We start from the raw sequence: 21,242 nt of genomic DNA, 5'->3' as shown, positions 1-21,242 counted from the left end.
GCCGGGCGTTGAGAACATGGTTGAGCCATGCGCCGCCGCCTTTAGCCGAAGCCTGGACATGCGCGGGAGCCGCCCGGGCGACGTAGAGCTTAAGCGGTCTCTACCTATTCTGGAAGGTATCGCCTCCTTCACCGGCAGACGTCGTTCGCCGGTGCATTTTGACATGTCCTGCAGACTGCGCTCGAGTGGAGCGACGGCATGTGAACGGGGGAAATTTATGATGCGCGAAGAGCTGACACACCCGCAAGGAGAAGGAGACTGGACGCTTCTTCAGACGCGCCATGATCGCTCTTTCTGGCAAAGATTGATCCCCGCCGAAGGGACGGCGTTAGTTCGGTTCGTCATCACCCGGCCGCCCGAGGTGTTGGCCTATGACACCTTCGATGAAGCTCAGGCGATGTTCGAGGCGATGGACGAAGACTGACTGGTTTGGTTAGGGCGCTGGCGTGGATGATCCTGACAACTATGCGGCCATGTTTGCCTGGGCCGCATAGGCGCGCTGCGGTCTGGGAAGCGCCAGGAGCGCACATTGGACCGCCGCTTGAAAGACGACCTTCGTCAGGAGATGCGTGTCGCGCCGGCTCAGACACTGCAGCGAGCCTGTGGGATCAGGTATGCTATCGCTTGTTGGATAGACGATAGTTGTGGGTCGGATCGTCGCAGATCACCCTATGGTTCTGAGACTGCTCTAGGTTAGCTGTTCGATCCTCCAGCTACAGGACTACCGCTACGTATGCCGCATACCTTCTTGCTGCTTGTTCCATTCGGCGCGCCCTTCGTGGCCAGCCTGATGGCGATATTCTTGCCGTCACGCGCGCGGAATGCTGCAGCAGGTTTGGCCTGGTTGACGTCTCTGGCGGGGCTCCTCTGTCTGGTGGCCCTATTCCCAGCGGTCGCCAGCGGCGAGCCCGTGCGCTGGTCGATGGCCTGGCTGCCGACACTCGGCGTCAACTTCACCCTGCGGTTGGACGGACTGGCCTGGCTGTTCGCGGTCATGGTCCAGGGCATTGGCGCCCTCGTGGTGCTCTACGCCCGCTATTATATGTCGGCGGACGATCCGGTCCCGCGCTTCTTCGCCTTCCTGCTGGCCTTCATGGGAGCGATGACCGGCATGGTCATGGCCGGTGACCTGATCCAGTTGGCTGTCTTCTGGGAGCTGACCAGCCTCTTTTCCTTCCTGCTGATCGGCTACTGGCACCACAATGCAGCCGCGCGCGACGGCGCAAGAATGGCGCTGACCGTCACGGCGGCGGGCGGGCTGTGCCTGCTGGCCGGGGTCGTGGTGCTGGGCCGCATCGTCGGCAGCTTCGATCTGGACGTGGTGCTGGCGTCGGGCGATCTCATCAAGAACAGCCCCTGGTACCTGACCGCCCTGATCCTGATCCTGGCGGGCGCCCTGACCAAGAGCGCGCAGTTCCCCTTCCATTTCTGGTTGCCGCGCGCGATGGCGGCACCGACCCCGGTCAGCGCCTATCTGCATTCGGCGACCATGGTGAAGGCGGGCGTCTTCCTGCTGATCCGCCTCTGGCCCGTGCTGGCGGGCACCGACGCCTGGTATGTCATTGTCAGCACGGCGGGGATGGCGACCCTGTTGTTCGGGGCCTGGAGCGCCGTCTTCCAGAATGACCTCAAGGGCTTGCTGGCCTATTCCACCATCAGCCACCTGGGTCTGATCACCCTGTTGCTCGGCTTGGGCAGCCCGTTGGCGGCGGTGGCCGCCATCTTCCACACGGTGAACCACGCCACCTTCAAGGCCTCGCTATTCATGGCCGCCGGGGTCATAGACCACGAGACCGGCACGCGCGACATGCGCAAACTCAGCGGCCTCAGACGCTCTATGCCGGTCACGGCGGCCCTGGCCATCGTCGCCGCCGCCGCCATGGCGGGGGTGCCGCTGCTGAACGGCTTCCTGTCCAAGGAGATGTTCCTGGCGGAGGCTGTCGCCCATACCGGCGGACGCCACCTGAACCTGGCCCTGCCCGTTTTGGCCACCGTCGCCAGCCTGCTGAGCGTGCTCTATTCAGTGCGCTTCATCCACCAAACCTTCTTTGGCCCGCCGCCCGTCGATCTGCCCAAGACACCGCATGAGCCGGCGCGCTGGATGCGCTTCCCCATCGAGGTCCTGGTCGGCCTGTGCATCATCGTCGGGGTCCTGCCGGCCATCACCATCGGCCCGATCCTGGCCGTCGCCGTTCGTTCGGTTCTGGGTCCGGACGTGCCCTATTACAGTCTGGCCCTGTGGCACGGCTTCAGTCTGCCGCTGGTGATGAGCATGATCGCCCTGGTCGGCGGCGTCACGGCCTACAAGCTGCTCGGCCCGCGGATCAACGCCAGCCAGCGTCCCTGGGTGGTCGGCCGTTTCAACGGCGCCCGCGCCTATGACCGGGCCATGCGGGCCTTCAACAACGGCGCCGCCTGGATCGTGCAACGTCTCGGAGCGGCACGGCAGCAGGCGCGCCTGCGGGCCATCATCCTGACCTGCCTGCTGGCGGCGGTGCTGGCCAGCGGCATGGCCGGTCTGGGCTTTGACGAGGCGGGGCTGACCATTCAGCGTCCCGGCCTGGGGTTCACCTTGCTGTGGATCATCGGCGGGTCCTGCGCCATCGCCGCCGCCTGGCAGGCCAAGTATCACCGCCTGGCCTCGGTCGTGCTGGTCGGCGGCGCCGGCTTGGTCAGTTGCCTGACCTTCGTCTGGTTCTCAGCGCCCGATCTGGCCACGACCCAGATGCTGGTCGAGGTCGTCACTACGGTTCTGCTGCTGATCGGCCTGCGCTGGCTGCCCAAGCGCCTGCCAGGTCTGGCCTCGCCCCAACAGGAAGCCAAGGCCCGGCGGCGGCGCGCCAGCGACCTAGCCATCGCTATCCTGGCTGGCGCCGGGGTCGCCCTGGTCGCCTTCGCCGTCATGACGCGTCCGTCGGCGTCGCCGCTGGCCCGATACTTCCTCGACCATGCCTATTCCGAGGGGGGCGGGCGCAATGTCGTGAACGTTCTGCTGGTCGATTTCCGCGCTTTTGACACCCTGGGCGAGATCACGGTCCTGGGCATTGTGGGCCTGACGATCTGGGCCCTGTTGCGTCGCTTTCGTCCCGCGGCCGACAGTCTCGGCCATACCGAGCAGAAACGCATTCAGGACGACAGTGACGACCGCCGTGAAGACCGCAAGCTGGGCGACACCCTGTCCGAGACCATGCTGATCCCCCGCGTGGTCATGCGCTGGCTCTTCCCCTTCATCGTGCTGTTGGCGCTGCACCTCTTCCTGCGCGGGCATGACCTGCCAGGCGGGGGTTTCGCGGCAGGCGTGACCCTGTCGATCGCTTTCATCCTGCAATACATGGCCTCGGGCGCCCGCTGGGTCGAAGAGCGGCTGGAGATCCGGCCCCTGGTCTGGATAGGCGGCGGGCTGTTGATCGCGGCGCTGTCGGGGGTCGCCTCGTGGCTGTTCGGCTATCCCCTGCTGACCTCCTGGTTCCGCTATGTCGACCTGCCGCTTATCGGCAAGACGCCCTTGGCCTCTGCAGTCGTGTTTGACGCGGGGGTCGCCTTGCTGGTGGTCGGCGCCACGGTGCTGATGCTGGTCGCCATCGCCCACCAATCGTTGCGAAAGTCTCGTCCCGTCCCCCCTGTCGTCGCTGAAGAGGACGCCGTCTGATGGAGCTGGTTCTCGCTCTCGGAATCGGGGTGCTGACCGCCGCCGGCGTCTGGCTGCTGCTGCGCCCCCGCACCTTCCAGGTCATCATCGGCCTGTCCCTGCTCGGCTATGCCGTCAACTTGTTCATCTTCGCCATGGGGCGGCTGCGGGCGGGCGCTCCGCCTGTGCTGAAGGGCGAAGGGCCGGTTAATCCGGCGGCCTATGCCGACCCCGTGCCCCAGGCCCTGGTCCTGACCGCCATCGTTATAAGCTTCGCCCTGACGGCGCTGTTCCTGGTGGTTCTGCTGACCAGTCGAGGGATCACCGGTAGCGACCACATCGATGGACGGGAGCCGGGCGAATGACCGACTGGCAAGACCACCTCATCGTCGTGCCCGTCGTACTACCGTTGATCGCGGCGGCGACCATGCTTCTGCTCAAGGAGCAGCGCTATGGCCTGAAAGCCCTGATCAGCCTTTTAAGCCTGATCGCCCTGGTCGGCGTCGCCTACACCCTGCTTCACCAAGCCGCCGTCGGCGGACCGGCGGGCGACGACACCGCGCGCATCTACAACCTCGGCGCCTGGTCGGCGCCGTTCGGCATCACCTTGGTGGCGGACCGGCTGTCGACCCTGATGCTAGCGCTGACGGCGACGCTGGCGGCCGGCGGGCTGATGTTCTCCTACGCGCGCTGGGACCGGGCCGGGCCGCGCTTCCACGCCCTTTATCTGTTGCTGGTCATGGGGGTGAACGGAGCGGTTCTGACCGGCGACCTGTTCAACCTGTTCGTCTTCTTCGAGGTGATGCTGGCCGCCTCCTACGGGCTACTGCTGCATGGGTCGGGCGAGAAGCGGGTACGGGCCGGACTGGGCTACGTCGCCATCAACCTGACGGCGTCGCTGTTCTTCCTGATCGGGGTCAGCCTGATCTACGGCGTGACCGGCGCGCTCAACATGGCCGACATCGCCAGCAAGGTCGCCTCTATCCCAGACCCTGATCGCGCCCTGTTCCACATCGGTTGCGCCATCCTGGGCGTGGCCTTCCTTGTCAAGGCGGCGGCCTGGCCGCTCGGCTTCTGGCTGCCCGGCGCCTACGCCGCCGCCAGCGCGCCCGTTGCAGCGGTCTTCGCCATCCTCAGCAAGGTCGGGGTCTATGTCATCCTGCGCCTGGCCACCCTGTTGTTCAGCGCCGACGCGGGAGTCTCCGAAGGGTTCGGCAATACCTGGCTGCTCGCGGCCGGCGTGGCCACGGTTGTCTTCGGCGCGGCCGGCATGGTTTCGGCGCGACGCCTGGAAGGGGCCGCCGGCTATGCCGTCATGGTCTCGTCGGGCACGGTTCTGGCCATCGCAGGAACCACTGTGCCCCAGGCCGTCGGCGGCGCCCTCTTCTACATGTCGGCCTCGACGCTGGCGGCGGGGACCCTGTTCCTGATCGCCGAAATCCTGGCGCGCGGCGAGGACGCGGCGGCCTCGCCGGACGACGCAGTCTTCGACGACGAGTATGACGACCCCTTCGCTGCGGACGACGTGCATGAGGTCGGGCGCGTCCTGCCGGCCTCGACCGCCTTCCTCGGAGGCGCCTTCATCCTGGCTGCGCTGGTGACCGTTAGCCTGCCGCCGCTGGCGGGCTTCGCCGGCAAGCTGAGCATCTTCGTCGCCCTGTTGTCGGGCGACGGTGCGATGTCGCCCGCCAGTTGGACCCTGATCGGGGTGCTGACCCTGTCCAGTTTTGCCGCCCTGATCGCGCTGACGCGGTTCGGCGTGGCGGGGTTCTGGCGCGAGGACGCCGTCGCGCCCAAGGTCCGCAGTCCCGAGTTCCTGGCCATCGGCGGCCTGGTTTTGTGCTGTTTGTGGCTGAGCGCCGGAGCAGCCGCCGGCCTGACCTATGCAGAGAAGACCGGCGAATGGCTGACCTCGCCCAAGGCCTATATCAGCGCCGTACTGGGAGACGCCGAATGATCCGCGCCCTCCTGCCCCATCCCCTTCTGGCGCTTGGGCTGTTTGCGACCTGGCTGCTGCTGAGCGGATCGATTTCAGCGGGCGACGTGCTTCTCGCCCTGGTCGCGGCCCTGGCGATCCCGCAAGTCATGCGAGGGCTGGAGCCCGACCGATCCGGCGTCCGCTCGCCGGGGGCCGTTCTGCGGCTAGCCAGCTATTTCGCCGTCGACGTAGTCCGGTCCAACTACGCCGTGGCCACGATCATCCTGGGGCGGCGCAAACGTCAACGCGTGTCCGGCTTCATCCATGTGCCGCTGGACCTGGGCAACCGATACGGCCTGGCCGTGCTCGCCATCATCGTGACCAGTACGCCCGGCACCTTGTGGGTCCAGTATGACCGGCCGTCGGGCCGTCTGCTGCTGCATGTTCTCGATCTGGTCGAGGAACAGGACTGGATCGACCTGATCAAGGGACGATACGAACGCCTGCTGCTGGAGATCTTCCCGTGACCGCCTCCGCCGTTCTCTACTGGGGGTTGGGCGCGGCCCAGGCCATACTGTTGCTGGCTATGCTGCTGGCCGCCTGGCGCATGATGCGCGGCCCTCGAGCGCAGGACCGGGTGCTAGGCCTCGATACCCTGTATCTGAACGCCATGCTACTGATCCTGGTTCAGGGAATGCGCAGCGGGGTCGGCCTCTATTTCGAGGCGGCCCTGATCATCGGCATGCTGGGCTTCACCGCCACCGTCGCCCTGGCCAAGTTTTTGATGCGTGGCGAGGTGATCGAATGACGCCCTCTGACCTGCCGCTTTGGGCGGCCTGGACCATAGTCGCCGTCGTGGTGTTCGGCAGTCTGCTCGCGCTGACCGGCTCCGTGGGCCTTGTGGTCCTGAAACGCTTCTATGAGCGCGTTCACGCCCCGACCCTGGGAGCCACGCTTGGCATGGCATCGATAGTCGTGGCCTCGGCGATGTTCTGGTCGATGACCGAGGGACGCCTGGCTCTGCAAGACCTGCTGATTGGGATCTTCCTGACCGTGACAACGCCCGTGACCATGATCCTCCTGGCGCGCGCCGCTGTTTATAGAGATCGTGTCGAGGGCGATGATGATGTTCCGCCAGAATAGGTCGGGAGCGCCGGTTGCCGCTACTGCAACATCGCCCGGCCCGTAGCGTTGCCGACCATATCTTGAACGGAGAATATTATGGCTGTCGTCTATGAAGTGACGTTGGGCAAGGAGGATGGTTCCTCGCGGTTGATCCGCGTAAAAGCTCCCAGTGCTGATGACGCACAAAATGCCGTCGAAAGCCATTTGCGTCCGGGCGAGGCCGTGGTTTTCGTTGAAGCCGCAGAACTCGACGAAATGGATGAGGACGGAGTGAGGCACCATCCCCAAGAGAGTTCGGACCTGAATCTCCCACCCGCCCCTAAGATTATCGATTTTCTCTAGTTCCGGCCTGTTTCCCAAGGGAAATCCGGCCCGAAACTAACCCTCCCGCTGATCGGCTTCGTTCTGGGCGTCGGCCTAGGAAAGCCGTTGATCGCTATCGACGCGTCAGGCGAATGGCCCGCACGTCGGCTTCATCGCGGACCACGCGGGCGCACCTGGGGCTTCACGCTTTCTGACGGATTTGACGTCAACGATTCCCACGGTGTCGGACCCGTTGTGCGTCGCGACGGCGCGGGCGCATTGTTGCGCAATGAAGCCTTTTCCAACGATCAGAAGAGTGGCGGCAATGCTCTTCCCGGGCGGCCTGATCGACCTGAACGGGCGCTACGGCGTCAACGACTATGAAAACATGACTCTGCAAACCTCGCCACCCTGCGGGCCATGATGGAGAATGCCCGGTAAGGCTGCTGGAACGGCGCCCGACCTCCCATCGGCTATCGGATTGTCGAGGAAGGTCAGCGCGGCGCCAAGATCAAGAAGACGCCGGAGGTAGACCCGCTTCAGGCTGAGACGGTGCGCACCACCTATCGCTGGGCGCTACGGGGTGATGGCCGGAGCGGACCGATGGGGCTCAAGACCCTCGCAACGACGCTCAGTAACGGCAACATCCGCACGCGCGACGGCGGGCGCTGGGGCATCTCAGCGATCCATCAGATCCTGACTCGCTCGACCTACATAGACGAGCACCGGTTCAACACACGCGATCATAAGACCCGTCAGCTAAAGCCGGAATCCGAACACGCCGTCATGGCGGTTCCGCCCATCATTTCTCGCGAGGAGTTCGAAGCGGTCAGGGCGAAGCTCAAGGCTCGCAACCCAAGGTGGACTCCACCGGGCATATCGAGCTGCCCGAATCTGCTGACCGGCATCTGCTTCTTCGCCGCCTGTGGCGGCGCGATGACACTGCGGACGGGTCGAGGCAGGGCGGGCGGTCATTGCCGCTACTATGCCTGCTCGACCAAGGCGCGCATGGGCGCGGCGGGCTGCAAGGGCATGGCAGCGCCAATGAACAAGCTAGACGAGGCCGTGATCGCCCACCTCGAGGATCGACTGTTGGAGCCGCAGAGGCTCGAGCGGCTCGGTGACGTTCGCCGTGCGAGCCGTCTGATCACGAGATCAAGCTTCCAGAAGTTTCGCCAAGCGCTGCGCACGCGCGGATATGGCTTCGGCCAGGCGGGGAATTATCGGATGGGTCAGGCCGGCTTCATGGAGTTCGATCCTGACTAGAGCGGTCATGCGCCCAGTCTGAATAGCAAAGTCTCTGGCGTGGATCGCAAGCTTGACCGGATCCAGTCGGGCGTCTTTGGCGAGACGGGCGACATGTCGCGCGCCGATATCGCGTAGGCGGTATTCGCCTCCGAACTTCATGGCGAGCTTCAGTTTCTGAAAATCCAGACCGTCATAGGGCAGGGCGCTTGCGATATCGTATAAAGGGGCCAGACGGGCCCGGCCTCCGCCGCCGATCAGCATCGAGAAGTTCTTCGCGTGGGCGTCCGTGCCAGCGATGATCCAGTTGAGCAGAACGGCGTTCACGAAGGTGGCGATATCGGTTGACGGATCGCTCGATTGGTCGGCCAGAAGGTCGATGCAGGCCCGCACATTCGGGCCGCCTTCGTTCTCGTACTTCTTCCAAGGCAACTGGGCGAGGGCCTGACAGAAATCTTCTTGATGAACGCGGGCAATCCGCTCGCCGATCAGCACGCGATCGTAACGCTCGATAACGATAGTGATCTCATGGCCGAAGGTCCGCACATCGGATCGCGCCGTCGGCAAGCCGAGGCGACGCGCCAAGATCATGCAGAAATGCTCGTTCTCAGCGTGGCCGTCGAACTCGCCGGTTGGCGGCTTGAGAATGTGGGTTGTCGGCAAACGCCCCGAGGGCACGCCCCAACGTCCGTCGGTGAAAATCAGGGCCGTTTTGGGTTGGGCGCCGGCAAGGCTGAACTGCCCCGTGTCGCGGGCTTGCCGCCAAGCTGTATGATCCTCGCGCAGCGCACGTAGTCGGTCGGCGACGCCTCCCTCATCGAGCCATGCAACGTCGTCCGTCGCGCCAGCCTGAAGCGCGTCCAGACGATCGGGCCGGACGAACTGCACGGCGCCGGCGCAATCCTCGCCGACCGCGCCGACCAGGGCGAAGGGATTACGCGGAGAGACGTGGAAACGACGCGCCCATCTGTCGATTACGGCCTCGCTGTCCGGCAGCAGCCCCCAGAGAAAGGCCTCTACGGGGCCGTGCGGATGTTCGGCGGAAGCCAGCGGCATGGAGAGGGATAGTGGATAGGCGTCGGGCCTTGCTCGCCAAGCGTCTTCATAGACGAGAGACAGTCGACCCTTTTCTCGATGGATGCAGCCGATCTTTTGGCCGTCCAGGAGAAGAGTAAGGGGGGCGGTCATGGCGCTTTGGCCGCATCGACAATGGCGTCGATGTCCACGGACGAGAATGGAGGGCTGGATACGAGGAGATCATCGCCCAGGCTAAGGGGGATATCCAGCGCCTTGAGGGTTCGCAGCACGAGGCCGAGCTCTACGCCCGCCTTGCCATGCTCAAGAGCACCGATCCATTGGCGGCTCACCCCGACCCGATCGGCGACGGCGGCCTGATCCAGTCCAAGCGCTTTGCGGCGAGCCCGAACGGCAGATCCTAGGTCTCTCGGCGAGCGGATAATCATGACCAGTCCTGTCAGCGTTCGTCGACAAATAGTATTGTTAGCGTTCGATAACAATGATAATTGTCGCCATTCGACGACATGGAAACATTTCACCGACGGCTTCAAGCTCGTCGCCAAGCGCCGTAGCCGCACTTTCTTCAAGCGTCTGTCGGTTTCGTCGCCGTAGGTCGGCTGCACTGTCGGGGATTGTCCGATCTGATCCTCTGATCCGCGATACTGGGCCGGCGTTCGGCCATGAAGAGGACCGCGCTTTGCAGTGTGTGGGGGGAGCTTACGCCTCGGGGAGGATCGGCTCCTCGCCGAACGGCCGATTGAGAATCGACAAGGCCTCGGGGGCTGCAAAGACCCGGTTGCGGGTGTAGCCGGTGCGCTCCACCAGCGCCTTGATCTCCTCCAGTTGCGCGACCGCTGTCGCTGCCGCTGGATAGGTGACCTTCAGGAGGGTCGCCAGGCGGGAGATGGTGATCACCGGATACTGTGGCAGAATCTCCAGGGCCCTGAGAGACGACGAGCCCCGCCGAAAGGCGCGTCGCGCCTTCCAACGGGTCGACAAGACCTCTAGGGCTTCGCGTGTCGTGAACAGTTCGTTCGCCGATCCCACGACCGCGTCGGACACAAAGCCGACCATCGACGCCCAGTCGAGCCGCTGCTGAGCGGCCTTCAGCGCCTCGACATAGGCGGGCTTGTTCGCCTCGATATAGGGGGCGAGATACAGCGGCGTACGGCCATCGGCGGCCATCATGATCGGCAGCAGCATCCGGCCGACCCGGCCGTTTCCGTCCCGGAACGGGTGCACGGCTTCGAAATGGGCATGGGCGAGCGCCATGCGCGTGATGATGCTCTGCTGGATCTCGTGCATGCCCTCTGCGCGCATGTAGCGCACCGTGTCCTCAAGGCAGGCCGGGACTTTGGAAGCCGGCGGCGGGTTGAAGATCGAATAGGCCATGTCCCGCCCGCCGATCCATACGGAGACTTCGCGCAGATCGCCGGGCGCGTCGCGGTAGTTCGGGGCGTCCTCCATGATGCGCTTATGAAGACGACGGACCAGGTTCGCGCTGAAGACCTCGTTTCCCTGCCGATGAGCCTGCTTGATGAAACGGGTGACAGTGGTGGCGTATTTGCGCACCTGCAGGACTTCCGCGCGCGCCTCCTCGTCCTGGGTCGCCTCTCCGGTGAGGACTTCGTCGAGGGTGCTGTGCGTCCCTTCTATGGCCGAACTGCTGACAGCTTCCTGGCGGGAGAGGATACGGCTGACGACGAAGGGATCATGGAGACCGCGGGCGTAGGCGTCGACCTTTGCGAGCGCCTCCTCCGCCGCGCGATGGCGGGCTGCGACCGCGGCGAAGCTTAGGTCGCGTTCGGGGGGTGCGACAGGCACGACCCCGTAATGGCTGTCGTGCGGGGGCGGCAGCCGTACGAGGGTCCTTTGAACCTCTGCGCTAAGATCGGCTCTCTTCATAAGCTTCTATTTGGATGACGTTATCACTATCCATACAAAAGGTTCGTGAAAGAAACTATAATAAGATTTCCAGATTGATAGGCGTATGTAGGGTTTTGAGCAGTGCATCCGTTTTAGCGAGGATGGAAACGAGGCTTGCCGATGAAACTCGTCGGTTCGCGTCGCCGTGCCGATCAAAGTCCCAGGATGCTTCCTATCGAATCGTCGCTCCCCGAGGGGGGGGCATAGGCGAGATCATCGCCTCAGATCATAACATGGCTGCCTTCGCGCAAGGAAAGGCCCGGCGCAGCTCCCACCTCCCAGATAGCGGTCGTCTTCCGGCGACTTTCGACGATCCTGGGGGAGGCCCTGATCGGCGCCTTCCATTCGGCGGCGGGACGGATTGAACGGGACGCCGACCTGGCCCGGTACGCGATGCGATCGCTCGACCGGGACTTCGACGGATCGGAGGCTGCGGACGTAGACCTTCAGGAAGCCACCGCCAAGGCCCGCTCGGACGATGCGGCGACGCAGGCCTGCGAGCTGATCCGTGACGCGGCCTCCGAGACCTCAACGATCGCGGCGGTTCAGGTCAGGACCGCCTGGCGGGGATCGCGGCGCGGCGCCTACCAGACGGCGGCGCAGCTCGAAGCCAAACAGGCGATCCGGGCGATCCGTAATCGGAAGTCGGGCGAGGCGGGTCCAGGTGGTCCAGTGATCGCCTTTCGGGGCGCGCCGACGGCGCGGACGACGCTGGGCGGAACAAGGGAAAACAAAAACGCCGTTCGTTACCTCGGCGTTACCCCAAAGCAAAAGGGGTTAGCTGCATCGCAGCTAACCCCTTTGAGAGTGGTGGAGCTTAGCGGAGTCGAACCGCTGACCTCTTGCATGCCATGCAAGCGCTCTACCAACTGAGCTAAAGCCCCCAAGCCTTGCGGCTAAGAAACATGTCCGCTCCCGTAGCCAGGAGCGATAGGACGAAGGCCCCGCGGGATTTCCGCGAGGCCTTCGATGGTGGAGCTTAGCGGAGTCGAACCGCTGACCTCTTGCATGCCATGCAAGCGCTCTACCAACTGAGCTAAAGCCCCGAACCTTTCGGTCGGCCTCGCCGGAGATTGTGGTCCCCGGCGAGGGGCGGAAACTATGTCAGGGCTTTTGAGAGATCAAGCCGGTCTGACAACTTTTTTTCCGCTTATTTTTCTGACCGTTGGTATCAGTCGTCGTCGCGCGACGGCTTGACGATGTCGTCTTCGAGATCGTCGTCGTCTTCGTCTTCGATGAAGGGCACCGAGTCGTCATCATCGTCGGCCAGGGCGTCTTCGTCGTCGCCGTCGGCGGCGCCCATGCCGGCGTCGTCGGCGCTGGGTTCAGCGTCGTCGTCGTCGTCGGGGGTTAGGATCGGCTCATGGCCTTCCTCGTCGATCTCTGGGGTCGAGGGCTCGGATTCATCGTCCTCGTCCTCGGCGTCCTTGGCCTTGTCGACGACTTGATCCTCGGCCTCGTCGTCCGAAGCGAAGCCAGGGCCGGTCCGGCCGCGAACGCGACGGTTGCGCATGGCTTCTTCGAGCGGATCAAACTCGGTCTCGCATTTCGGGCAGTGCGCCGGACGACGGTTCAGGTCGTAGAATTTGGCCTGGCAGTTCGGGCAGACCTGCTTTTGGCCCAGTTCGGGTTTGGCCACGGGATAACCTTCGGCAGGAGTTGAATTTCAGAATTAGGCCGGCTCCCTTGCCACCCAAGGGGGCCGCTGTCAAAAGCCTTCTTCTCCGCCCAGCGCGGCCGTTCCTGAACAATCGGAGTTTTTGGCCAGGTGACCGCCCCCTCGACCCTGACTGCGCGTCCTGTTTCCGCCTCGCTGAATGGCGCTGTGCGCGCGTCGGGCGACAAGTCCCTTAGGGGCGCCGTGCGCGCCCCAGGCGACAAATCCATGTCGCACCGCTCGCTGATCTTCGGCGGCATGGCCAAGGGCGTGACCGAGATCGAGGGCCTGCTGGAAGGCGATGACATCCTGGCCACGGCGCGGGCCGTCGAAGCTTTCGGCGCTCAGGTTGAACGGCTGGGCGAGGGGCATTGGCGCGTGAAGGGGCAGGGCGGGTTCCGCAGCCCCGGCGTCGTGATCGACTGCGGCAACGCCGGAACCGGCGTGCGCCTGCTGATGGGCGCCGCCGCCGGCTATGAGTTGAGCGCGACCTTCGACGGCGACGCCTCGCTGCGCAAACGGCCGATGAAGCGCGTCACCGGGCCTTTGGCCGATATGGGAGCGCGTTTCGACTGGAACGGCGCCGAGGACCGCGTGCCCCTGACCCTGGACGGCGGCGGTCTGAAGGCCATTGAGTATGTGCAGACGGTGGCCTCGGCCCAGATCAAGTCGGCCATCCTGCTGGCCGGACTGAACGCGGCGGGCGAGACTGTCGTGGTCGAACCGGAAAAGAGCCGCGACCACACCGAGCGGATGCTGCGCGCCTTTGGCGCGATGGTGGACGTGACCGAAGAAGGCGAGGGCTGGCGCATTCGCCTCAAGGGCGGACAAAAGCTGACCGGAACCGCTGTAGCCGTGCCGGGCGATCCGTCCTCGGCGGCCTTCCCTCTGGCGGCGGCCCTGATTGTTCCGGGTTCGGAAGTCACGGTCGAGGGCGTAATGCTGAACCCGCAGCGCACCGGCCTGTTCGACACCTGGATCGAGATGGGCGCAGACCTGACCATCTCCAAGCGTCGCGTCAGCGGGGGCGAGGACGTCGGCGACATCACGGCCCGCTACTCCGAACTCAAGGGCGTGACGGTGCCGCAAGAGCGCGCCGCCTCGATGATTGACGAATACCCGATCCTGTCGGCGGTCGCCGCCTATGCCCAGGGGCGCACCGTCATGCGCGGCATCGGCGAGATGAGGGTCAAGGAAAGCGATCGCATCTCCCTGATGGTCGCCGGTCTGACCGCCTGCGGCGTCGCGGTCGAAGAAGAGGCCGAGGGTTTCATCGTCACCGGCGGTCCTGTGGGGGGCGGCGCGACCGTCGCCACCGCCCATGATCACCGCATCGCCATGAGCCATCTGATCCTGGGCCTCGCCGCCGAAGCGCCCGTCTCGGTCCTGGATCCGGAAATGATCGCCACCAGCTTCCCCGGCTTCGTCGAGCTGATGAACGGCCTGGGCGCGGAGATCGCGTCGTGACGGACGAGCGCCTGATGTCGTCTCCGCCAGGCCGATTGTTCGGCGGCTTCGCGCTGTTCGGCCTGTTGGCCTTATGGCTTCACTCCGCTGCACGATCTGGCGAGATCGGGTTCAACGGCAGCCGAGGCTCGGCCTCCTTCCATGCAGATCTGGCGACGCAGCCTGAACAGTTCTGGGGCGCGATTATCTTTTTCTCTCTTCTGGCCCTGGCGGCCCTGACCGTCGGCTTGCTCGGCCTCTGGGATATGGTGATGGGAGGGCGCTCATGACCGCTCTGGTGATCGCCGTCGACGGCCCGGCCGCCTCGGGCAAGGGCACCATCGCTGCGCGTCTGGCGGCCCATTACGGCCTGCCGCATCTGGACACCGGCCTGCTGTATCGCGCCGTCGGTCTGGCGGTGCTGGATGCGGGACGGGATCTGGACGACGCCGTGGCGGCCGAGGCGGCGGCCCTGTCGCTGGATATCGTCGGCCTGTCGGACAATCCGCGCCTGACCGAGCGCGACGCTGGCGAGGCGGCCAGCCGGGTCGCCAGCCACCCCGGCGTCCGCGCCGCCCTTCTGAAGCTGCAACAGGACTTCGCCGGCCAGCCCGGCGGCGCGGTTCTGGACGGGCGCGACATCGGCACGGTGATCGCTCCGGACGCCGCAGCCAAGCTCTATGTCACCGCCACGCCCGAGGTCCGCGCCGAGCGGCGCTGGAAGCAGTTGACGGCGCGGGGCCAGGATATCGCCTTCAATGACATGCTGGAGGACATCCGTCGTCGCGACGAGCGCGATTCCGGTAGGGATTCCGCGCCCATGGTCCAGGCTGACGACGCGGTCTTGCTGGACACGACCGATCTGGGTATAGAAGCGGCCTTCGATGCGGCCCGCCGTATCGTCGAGGCGGCGCGAGTCCGGGCCGGGATCTAGAATTCCCTTAAGCAGCGATGCGGTAGGGAAGGCAAAGAAATCTCTCCGGGCAAATCCAACGCTCCTGACCTCGGCTGCCGCGGACGTTCTGGCTTTATTTGTATGCCCCCCTTGGGCCGGCCTCGCGTCCTGACGACCTGATTTTTCCTTTTTCTGTTTATCCACCCGTGCGGGGCCATTCGGTCGCGCGCCATAACCCCAGAGCTATATGACCGACACCCACAATCCCTCGCGTGACGATTTCGCTGCGCTGCTCGACGAAACCCTGCAGGGCCGCGACCTCGGCGAAGGCCAAGTCGTCCACGGCCGCGTCGTCGGCATCGAAAAAGACATCCTGATCATCGACGTCGGTCTGAAGACCGAAGGCCGTATCCCGGCTCGCGAATTCGGCATCGGCGAAGGCGCCGTCATCCCGAAGGTCGGCGACAACGTCGAAGTCTACCTGGAACGCGTCGAAAACGCCCTGGGTGAAGCCGTCATCAGCCGCGACAAGGCCCGTCGCGAAGAAGCCTGGACCCGTCTGGAAGTCGTCTTCGCCGAAGGTCAGCCGGTCAACGGCGCTATCGTCGGTCGCGTCAAGGGCGGCTTCACCGTCGACCTGGGCGGCGCCTCGGCCTTCCTGCCCGGCAGCCAAGTCGACATCCGCCCGGTGCGCGACGTCGGCCCGCTGATGGGCAAGGAACAACCCTTCGCCATCCTGAAAATGGACCGTCCGCGCGGCAACATCGTCGTCTCGCGTCGCGCCATCCTGGAAGAAGCCCGCGCCGAACAGCGCACGGAGCTGGTTGGCCAGCTGCAAGAGGGTGAAGTCCGCGAAGGCGTCGTCAAGAACATCACCGACTACGGCGCGTTCGTCGACCTGGGCGGCATCGACGGCCTGCTGCACGTCACCGACATGTCGTGGAAGCGCGTCTCGCACCCGAGCCAAGTCCTGGCCGTCGGCGACACCGTCAAGGTCCAGATCGTCAAGATCAACCCGGACACCCAGCGCATCAGCCTCGGCATGAAGCAGCTGCAGTCGGATCCGTGGGACGGCGTCGAAGCCAAATACCCGGTCAACGCCAAGTACACGGGCCGCATCACGAACATCACCGACTACGGTGCGTTCGTTGAGCTGGAAGCCGGCGTCGAAGGCCTGGTCCACGTCTCGGAAATGTCCTGGACCAAGAAGAACGTCCATCCGGGCAAGATCGTCTCCACCTCGCAGGAAGTGGAAGTCATCGTCCTGGACGTCGACAGCGCCAAGCGCCGCATCTCGCTGGGCCTGAAGCAAGCCCAGAACAACCCGTGGGAAGCCTTCGTCGAGGCTCACCCGATCGGTTCGACCGTCGAGGGCGAAGTCAAGAACGCCACCGAGTTCGGCCTGTTCGTCGGCCTGGACAACGACATCGACGGCATGGTCCACCTGTCGGACCTGGACTGGAACGTGTCGGGCGAAGAAGCCATCCAGCGTTACCGCAAGGGTGAAACGATCAAGGCCAAGGTGCTTGACGTCGACATCGAGAAGGAACGCGTCTCGCTGGGCGTCAAGCAGCTCGGCGGCGACCCGATGGAAGGCGACGTCTACAAGCGCGGCCAGCAGATCACCGTCACCGTGACGTCGATCGAAACCGGCGGCATCGAAGTCAAGTTCGGTGAAGACGACGCGCCGGTCACGGCCTTCGTCCGCAAGTCGGACCTGTCGCGCGACCGCAACGAGCAACGTCCGGAACGCTTCGCCGTCGGCGATCGTATCGACGCCATGATCACGGGCATCGACAAGGCCACGCGCCGCGTCTCGGTGTCGGTCAAGGCGCTGGAAATGAAGGACGAGGCCGAGGCCATCGAACAGTTCGGTTCGTCGGACTCGGGCGCTTCGCTGGGAGACATCCTGGGCGCCGCGCTTCGCGAGAAGGCCGGTTCGAAGGACTAAACGTCCTCTTCGACCAGAAAACGGGGCGGCTGGAGCAATCCAGCCGCCTTTTTTCTTGCGCGAACGGCAAGAACCCGCACCAATGGCGAGGCTAGCCCGTAAGAATCGCTCCTAAACGACGCGACCCCCTTTCTTCCTGTGGCGTCAGACGGTTAGGGTGCGGACCTGAACGGAAGCGACTGCATCTGAAACAGCCACGGGCGGGGGCCTGAATGATCAAGTCTGAACTGATCGAGAAGCTGGCGGCCGAGAACATCCACCTCACGCACGCCGAGGTGGAGCGGGTCGTCAACGTCATACTGGGTCAGATGACCGAGGCCCTGTCCGACGGCGGAAGGGTCGAACTTCGGGGCTTCGGCGCCTTTTCGGTGCGCAGCCGTCCGGCGCGCGTCGGCCGCAATCCCCGCACCGGCGAGACAGTGGAAGTGCCCGCCAAGGCCGTGCCGTTTTTCAAGAGCGGCAAGGAACTTCGCGAACGCCTGAACGCTTCCGGCGACGCCTGAACGAAAGACTGAGCTATGAGCCTGCTGACCGAGTTTCGTGAATTCGCCGCGCGCGGCAATGTCGTCGACCTGGCGGTCGGCGTCATTATCGGGGCATCGTTCGGCAAGATCGTCACCAGCCTGGTCGATCAGGTCATCATGCCGCCCATCGGCCTGCTGCTGGGCAGGGTCGACTTCTCCAAGCTGGAATGGGTCCTGGTGCCCGAAAATCCGGCCACCGAGGCCGTCGAGAAGGTGGCGATCCAGTACGGCGCCTTCATCAACACCTTGATCCAGTTCCTGATCGTGGCCTTTGTGGTCTTCCTGCTGGTAAAGGGCATCAACAAGATGCGTCGCGAACAGCCGGCTGAGGCCGTCGCCGCTGGCCCGACCCCGACCGAGGCCCTGCTGGCCGAGATCCGCGACGAACTTAAGGCCCTCCCCAAAACCTAGGCTGCACCTAGGCTGCGGCCTTCGAGCCTGTCGGCGCTTCTTTGTTCGAGAACCATCGCCATTGTGCGCGGGGCGGGCGAGCCGGCAAAGGGCGGTTGCAGAAGGAGTAGTCGCCGTCAAACGGCGTGGGGCGCCAGTCGCCGGCGCCCGCGATCTCTGTCTCCTCAAGCTCGGGGGCAAAGGCGACATGGCAATGTCCCCAGCCGCCTTCGCGTCGAGCCTTGCGCGTCAGGTCGCCCAGATGTTGAAGCGTGGTCTCAGTCACCACCTGCAGCCGGACCTTGGCGGCGCTCAGCGAGGGCGCCAGTTTCAATAGGGTCCCGACCAGGGCCGGGATCGCCTGCGGGTCGCGGTCCAGCGCCTCAAGGTCGATGATTTCCAGCACCGGCGGTTCGATGGAGTTGCCCTTGCCCAGCAGAGCCAGGGCGTGGCCGGTGATCTCGTCGCCCAGCCGCCGCACCAGATGAAGCGGGCGGACCGTCAGGTCGGGGTCCGACAGCCGCCAACGGAGCGTGGCCGGGCTGCGGTCGGCGACCAGTCGCCCCTGGTCGCGTAGCGCCCTCCAGAAGGCGGCGTAGGGCGAGGTGTCGGCCAAATCATCCAGCTCTGAAACCCCTTCAGCAAGTTTTCGCGTGTCGACGGGCCGTTCGTCGCCACGCGCCGGCATCATCTGCTCACCGAGCCAGCGGGCGGCGCGGGGCTCGCGCGCCACCAGCGACCGCAGTCCGCGACTATAGAGACAGGCGGCGGGGTTGATGATCCACGACAGCTTCAGCGCGTGGGTAGCGGCCGGCCAGGCGACCATGCCGAAGCGCTGATACAAAGGGCTGGATCGGGCGTTGGCGTTAAGCGTGTAGCGCGCGAAGCAGCCGGGTTGCCGGACGAAGGCGGTGATCAGATCGCGGCTGCGACCCTTTTGATCCGGCGGGACGATGACGGAAAAACCCGTCGCGCCGTACAGGGGGCGTCCCTCGCGCCAGAAGCGCTGGATGAAGTTGCCTAGGAAGGCGGCGGGGTCGCCGTCGGCGTTGTCGATCACCCAGCCAGCAGGCGCATCGAGCGCGCGCCGGGCCGGATTGTCATCCAGCCAGCGCCAACCCTCACGCGACCGCTCGGGCCACCAGACGCTGCCGTGCAGCTGGATTACGCCGTGCACGTCGGCGGGGTGAAAGCGGCGGACAGTCATGCGCGGCGCATCTCATTCTAGGCTTGGCCTTAACGATTCGACCGAACTTCGAGTTGCGTGGACCCGTTATAAGTGCGCGAAACAAACTGGGGTTGCGTGTCGGACCCTGACAAATGCGTCATTGCGGTGACGGGTCGTGGCGTTAACGCTTGTTCCCGTGGCCCCGCCGTGCTGTTTCTGCGGCCTTAATGCGCCAGTCAGGGCGTAGCATTTGGGAGAACGCCGTTGAGCACGACGGATGGGGGGGGCGCGCTGTCGGCGGCGCCTCGCAAGACGTTTCTGGGGCACCCGCGGGGGCTGGTGGTCCTGTTCCTCACAGAGATGTGGGAACGCTTTTCCTACTACGGCATGCGGGCCCTGCTGGTCCTCTATCTGACCCAGCACTTCCTGTTCGGCCCGAGAGAGGCGCAAGGCATTTACGCCGCCTATGCGGCGCTGGTTTACCTGATGCCGGTCGTCGGCGGCATGATCGCCGACAAGTATCTGGGCTCGCGCAAGGCCGTCATCATCGGCGCCGTCCTGCTAGTCGCCGGCCACTTCACGATGGCGTTCGAGGGCAAGGGCGGTCGTGAAAACCTGACCATCGGCGCCACCACCTACGAGCTTCAGGTCGAAGGTCGCGACCAGAACCGCACCATCTTCGCCGTCAACGGCGATGAACGCACCCAGATCACGATTTCGCCGGAAGGCGTTTCGCGGGTCGGCGCAGAGCCGGCGGCGGCGATGGCGGCGGACGTTGCGGCCCCGGCCGTAGCGCCTGCGGCCGGGGGCTTCCCGGCCTTCACCGCCACGGACGGCTACAAGCTGGAAACGGTTCGGGATCTCGGCTTTGGGGAGCCGGTCCTCTTCTTCGCACTGTCGCTGATCATCGTTGGCGTGGGCTTCCTGAAGGCCAATATCTCGACCGTCGTCGGCGCCCTTTATGAAGAGAACGATCCCCGTCGCGACGGCGGCTTCACCATCTTCTACGTCGGCATCAACCTGGGTTCGGTTCTGGCTACCGCAGCCTGTTCCTACCTCGGCATGAAATACGGCTGGGCCTACGGCTTCGGCCTGGCCGGCATCGGCATGCTTCTGGGCCTGATCACCTTCATCCTGGGTCAGAGCTGGCTTGAAGGTCGCGGCGGTCCGCCGAATCCGGTGGCGCTGAAAAGCCGCAAGGTGCTGGGCGTTCCGTTCGAAGCCATCTTCTGGATCGGCGGCCTGGTGGCTGTCTTCCCGGTCTGGCTGCTGATGCAGCGTCACCACATCATCGAGACGGCCCTGCCCTGGCTAGCCGGCGTGATCTTCGCCTCGGTTGTGGGTTACGTGGTGTTCAAGCTGCGCGGTTCCGAGCGCAGCCGCATGCTGGTGGCGCTGGCGCTGATCTTCTTCTCGGTCCTGTTCTGGGCCCTGTTCGAGCAGGCCGGTTCGTCGCTGACCCTGTTCGCCGACCAGTCGACGGCCATGCCGTCGTGGTTCAATGCGCCCATGACCCAGATGTTCAACCCGGGCATCATCGTCATCGGCGGCCCGATCATCGCCGCCCTGTGGGTCTGGCTGGGCAAGCGCAACATGGAGCCCTCGACCCCGGTCAAGTTCTCCTTCGCACTGGTTTTGGTCGGCGCCGGCTTCCTGCTGCTGACCTGGGCGTCGGCGACGCAGGCCAACGTGGACTTCCGCGTGCCGCTGATCTTCCTCTTCCTGACCTACTTCCTGCACACGATGGGCGAGCTCTGCCTGTCGCCGGTGGGGCTGTCGATGATCACCAAGCTGTCGGTCGACCGCGTGGTGGGTCTGATGATGGGCGTCTGGTTCCTGTCCAGCTCGGTGGCCCACATCGCCGCCGGCTTCATCGCCCAGGCGACCTCGACCGCCACGGTCGCGGGCGTGGTCACCAGCCCCGAGCTGGCGCTGCAGACCTACGGCTCGATCTTCGGGACCATCGGCTGGACCGGCGTCGTCGTCGGCGTGGTGCTGCTGGTGCTGTCGCCGCTGCTGAAGAAGGGCATGGCGGGCGTCCACTGATCG

21 protein-coding genes and 2 tRNA genes are annotated in these 21,242 nt (G+C 64.8%); 16 read left to right on the top strand and 7 right to left on the bottom strand.

What is annotated here, in order from left to right; translation table 11 throughout:
* Positions 1–220: 220 nt before the first annotated feature.
* The 9 genes from HNP51_RS10730 (at position 221) to HNP51_RS18855 (ending at position 8,240) form a co-directional block, all read left to right on the top strand.
* Positions 221–424, top strand: coding sequence for a hypothetical protein (locus HNP51_RS10730; RefSeq protein WP_184269640.1), 204 nt, complete (start codon positions 221–223; stop codon positions 422–424).
* Between the two features lie 309 nt (positions 425–733).
* Complete coding sequence (locus HNP51_RS10725) at positions 734–3,649, top strand: monovalent cation/H+ antiporter subunit A (protein WP_184269642.1); 2,916 nt, start codon at positions 734–736, stop codon at positions 3,647–3,649.
* Complete coding sequence (locus HNP51_RS10720; RefSeq protein ID WP_184269644.1) at positions 3,649–3,993, top strand: Na+/H+ antiporter subunit C; 345 nt, start codon at positions 3,649–3,651, stop codon at positions 3,991–3,993. The genes HNP51_RS10725 and HNP51_RS10720 overlap by 1 nt, the downstream gene beginning before the upstream one ends.
* The gene (locus HNP51_RS10715; RefSeq protein ID WP_184269646.1) at positions 3,990–5,585 is read left to right on the top strand and encodes a monovalent cation/H+ antiporter subunit D; all 1,596 of its coding nucleotides are present in this window, start codon (positions 3,990–3,992) and stop codon (positions 5,583–5,585) included. Before HNP51_RS10720 ends, HNP51_RS10715 begins: the two co-directional genes overlap by 4 nt.
* Positions 5,582–6,073, top strand: a complete 492-nt coding sequence (locus HNP51_RS10710) for a Na+/H+ antiporter subunit E (RefSeq protein ID WP_221415842.1) — start codon at positions 5,582–5,584, stop codon at positions 6,071–6,073. The genes HNP51_RS10715 and HNP51_RS10710 overlap by 4 nt, the downstream gene beginning before the upstream one ends.
* Positions 6,070–6,354 (top strand): K+/H+ antiporter subunit F, encoded by a 285-nt coding sequence (locus HNP51_RS10705; RefSeq protein ID WP_184269647.1) that lies wholly within the window; start codon positions 6,070–6,072, stop codon positions 6,352–6,354. Before HNP51_RS10710 ends, HNP51_RS10705 begins: the two co-directional genes overlap by 4 nt.
* Positions 6,351–6,689 carry a monovalent cation/H(+) antiporter subunit G gene (mnhG, locus tag HNP51_RS10700; RefSeq protein WP_184269649.1) on the top strand — a complete coding sequence of 113 codons (339 nt, stop codon included), beginning with the start codon at positions 6,351–6,353 and terminating at the stop codon, positions 6,687–6,689. The genes HNP51_RS10705 and mnhG overlap by 4 nt, the downstream gene beginning before the upstream one ends.
* Before the next feature lie 78 nt (positions 6,690–6,767).
* Positions 6,768–7,013, top strand: coding sequence for a hypothetical protein (locus HNP51_RS10695; RefSeq protein ID WP_184269652.1), 246 nt, complete (start codon positions 6,768–6,770; stop codon positions 7,011–7,013).
* A 513-nt stretch (positions 7,014–7,526) separates the two neighbouring features.
* Complete coding sequence (locus HNP51_RS18855) at positions 7,527–8,240, top strand: recombinase family protein (protein ID WP_311769933.1); 714 nt, start codon at positions 7,527–7,529, stop codon at positions 8,238–8,240.
* Here the strand turns inward: HNP51_RS18855 and HNP51_RS10685 are convergent.
* The 6 genes from HNP51_RS10685 to HNP51_RS10660 form a co-directional block, all read right to left on the bottom strand.
* The gene (locus HNP51_RS10685; RefSeq protein WP_184269654.1) at positions 8,130–9,407 is read right to left on the bottom strand and encodes a type II toxin-antitoxin system HipA family toxin; all 1,278 of its coding nucleotides are present in this window, start codon (positions 9,405–9,407) and stop codon (positions 8,130–8,132) included. The two genes, HNP51_RS18855 and HNP51_RS10685, sit on opposite strands and share 111 nt — an antisense overlap.
* Positions 9,404–9,859 (bottom strand): helix-turn-helix transcriptional regulator, encoded by a 456-nt coding sequence (locus HNP51_RS18850; protein WP_221415844.1) that lies wholly within the window; start codon positions 9,857–9,859, stop codon positions 9,404–9,406. The genes HNP51_RS10685 and HNP51_RS18850 overlap by 4 nt, the downstream gene beginning before the upstream one ends.
* 94 nt (positions 9,860–9,953) lie before the next feature.
* Positions 9,954–11,060: a Fic family protein gene (locus HNP51_RS10675; RefSeq protein ID WP_221415845.1), complete on the bottom strand. Its 1,107-nt coding sequence runs from the start codon at positions 11,058–11,060 to the stop codon at positions 9,954–9,956.
* 910 nt (positions 11,061–11,970) lie between these two features.
* Positions 11,971–12,046: transfer RNA gene (locus HNP51_RS10670), tRNA-Ala, on the bottom strand.
* Positions 12,047–12,132: 86 nt separating this feature from the next.
* A tRNA-Ala gene (locus HNP51_RS10665) sits at positions 12,133–12,208 on the bottom strand.
* A 125-nt stretch (positions 12,209–12,333) separates the two neighbouring features.
* Complete coding sequence (locus HNP51_RS10660) at positions 12,334–12,801, bottom strand: TIGR02300 family protein (protein WP_184269658.1); 468 nt, start codon at positions 12,799–12,801, stop codon at positions 12,334–12,336.
* 147 nt (positions 12,802–12,948) lie between these two features.
* Here HNP51_RS10660 and aroA point away from each other — a divergent pair, with 147 nt between their 5' ends.
* From aroA to mscL, 6 genes are all read left to right on the top strand, one after another.
* A complete protein-coding gene (gene aroA / locus HNP51_RS10655) occupies positions 12,949–14,286 on the top strand; it encodes a 3-phosphoshikimate 1-carboxyvinyltransferase (RefSeq protein ID WP_409360119.1) in 1,338 nt (445 codons plus the stop codon).
* On the top strand, positions 14,283–14,555 hold the full coding sequence (locus tag HNP51_RS10650; protein WP_184269662.1) for a hypothetical protein: 273 nt from the start codon (positions 14,283–14,285) through the stop codon (positions 14,553–14,555). The genes aroA and HNP51_RS10650 overlap by 4 nt, the downstream gene beginning before the upstream one ends.
* Positions 14,552–15,199, top strand: a complete 648-nt coding sequence (gene cmk, locus HNP51_RS10645) for a (d)CMP kinase (RefSeq protein ID WP_184269664.1) — start codon at positions 14,552–14,554, stop codon at positions 15,197–15,199. The genes HNP51_RS10650 and cmk overlap by 4 nt, the downstream gene beginning before the upstream one ends.
* Before the next feature lie 208 nt (positions 15,200–15,407).
* Positions 15,408–17,111: a 30S ribosomal protein S1 gene (gene rpsA / locus HNP51_RS10640; RefSeq protein ID WP_114815898.1), complete on the top strand. Its 1,704-nt coding sequence runs from the start codon at positions 15,408–15,410 to the stop codon at positions 17,109–17,111.
* A 212-nt stretch (positions 17,112–17,323) separates the two neighbouring features.
* Positions 17,324–17,614, top strand: coding sequence for an integration host factor subunit beta (locus tag HNP51_RS10635; RefSeq protein ID WP_105562595.1), 291 nt, complete (start codon positions 17,324–17,326; stop codon positions 17,612–17,614).
* Between the two features lie 15 nt (positions 17,615–17,629).
* A complete protein-coding gene (gene mscL, locus HNP51_RS10630) occupies positions 17,630–18,046 on the top strand; it encodes a large-conductance mechanosensitive channel protein MscL (protein ID WP_184269666.1) in 417 nt (138 codons plus the stop codon).
* Positions 18,047–18,053: 7 nt separating this feature from the next.
* Here the strand turns inward: mscL and HNP51_RS10625 are convergent, their stop codons facing one another.
* Entirely contained in the window at positions 18,054–19,232 is a 1,179-nt protein-coding gene (locus HNP51_RS10625; protein ID WP_184269668.1) for an N-acetyltransferase, read from the bottom strand.
* Positions 19,233–19,457: 225 nt separating this feature from the next.
* Here HNP51_RS10625 and HNP51_RS10620 point away from each other — a divergent pair, with 225 nt between their 5' ends.
* On the top strand, positions 19,458–21,239 hold the full coding sequence (locus HNP51_RS10620; RefSeq protein WP_184269670.1) for a peptide MFS transporter: 1,782 nt from the start codon (positions 19,458–19,460) through the stop codon (positions 21,237–21,239).
* Positions 21,240–21,242 lie beyond the last annotated feature (3 nt).

Source organism: Brevundimonas bullata (assembly GCF_014207965.1).
Classification (GTDB): Bacteria; Pseudomonadota; Alphaproteobacteria; order Caulobacterales; family Caulobacteraceae; genus Brevundimonas; species Brevundimonas bullata_A.
The sequence above is the reverse complement of the archived record's forward strand: the minus strand, read 5'-3'. Positions and strand labels throughout refer to the sequence as shown.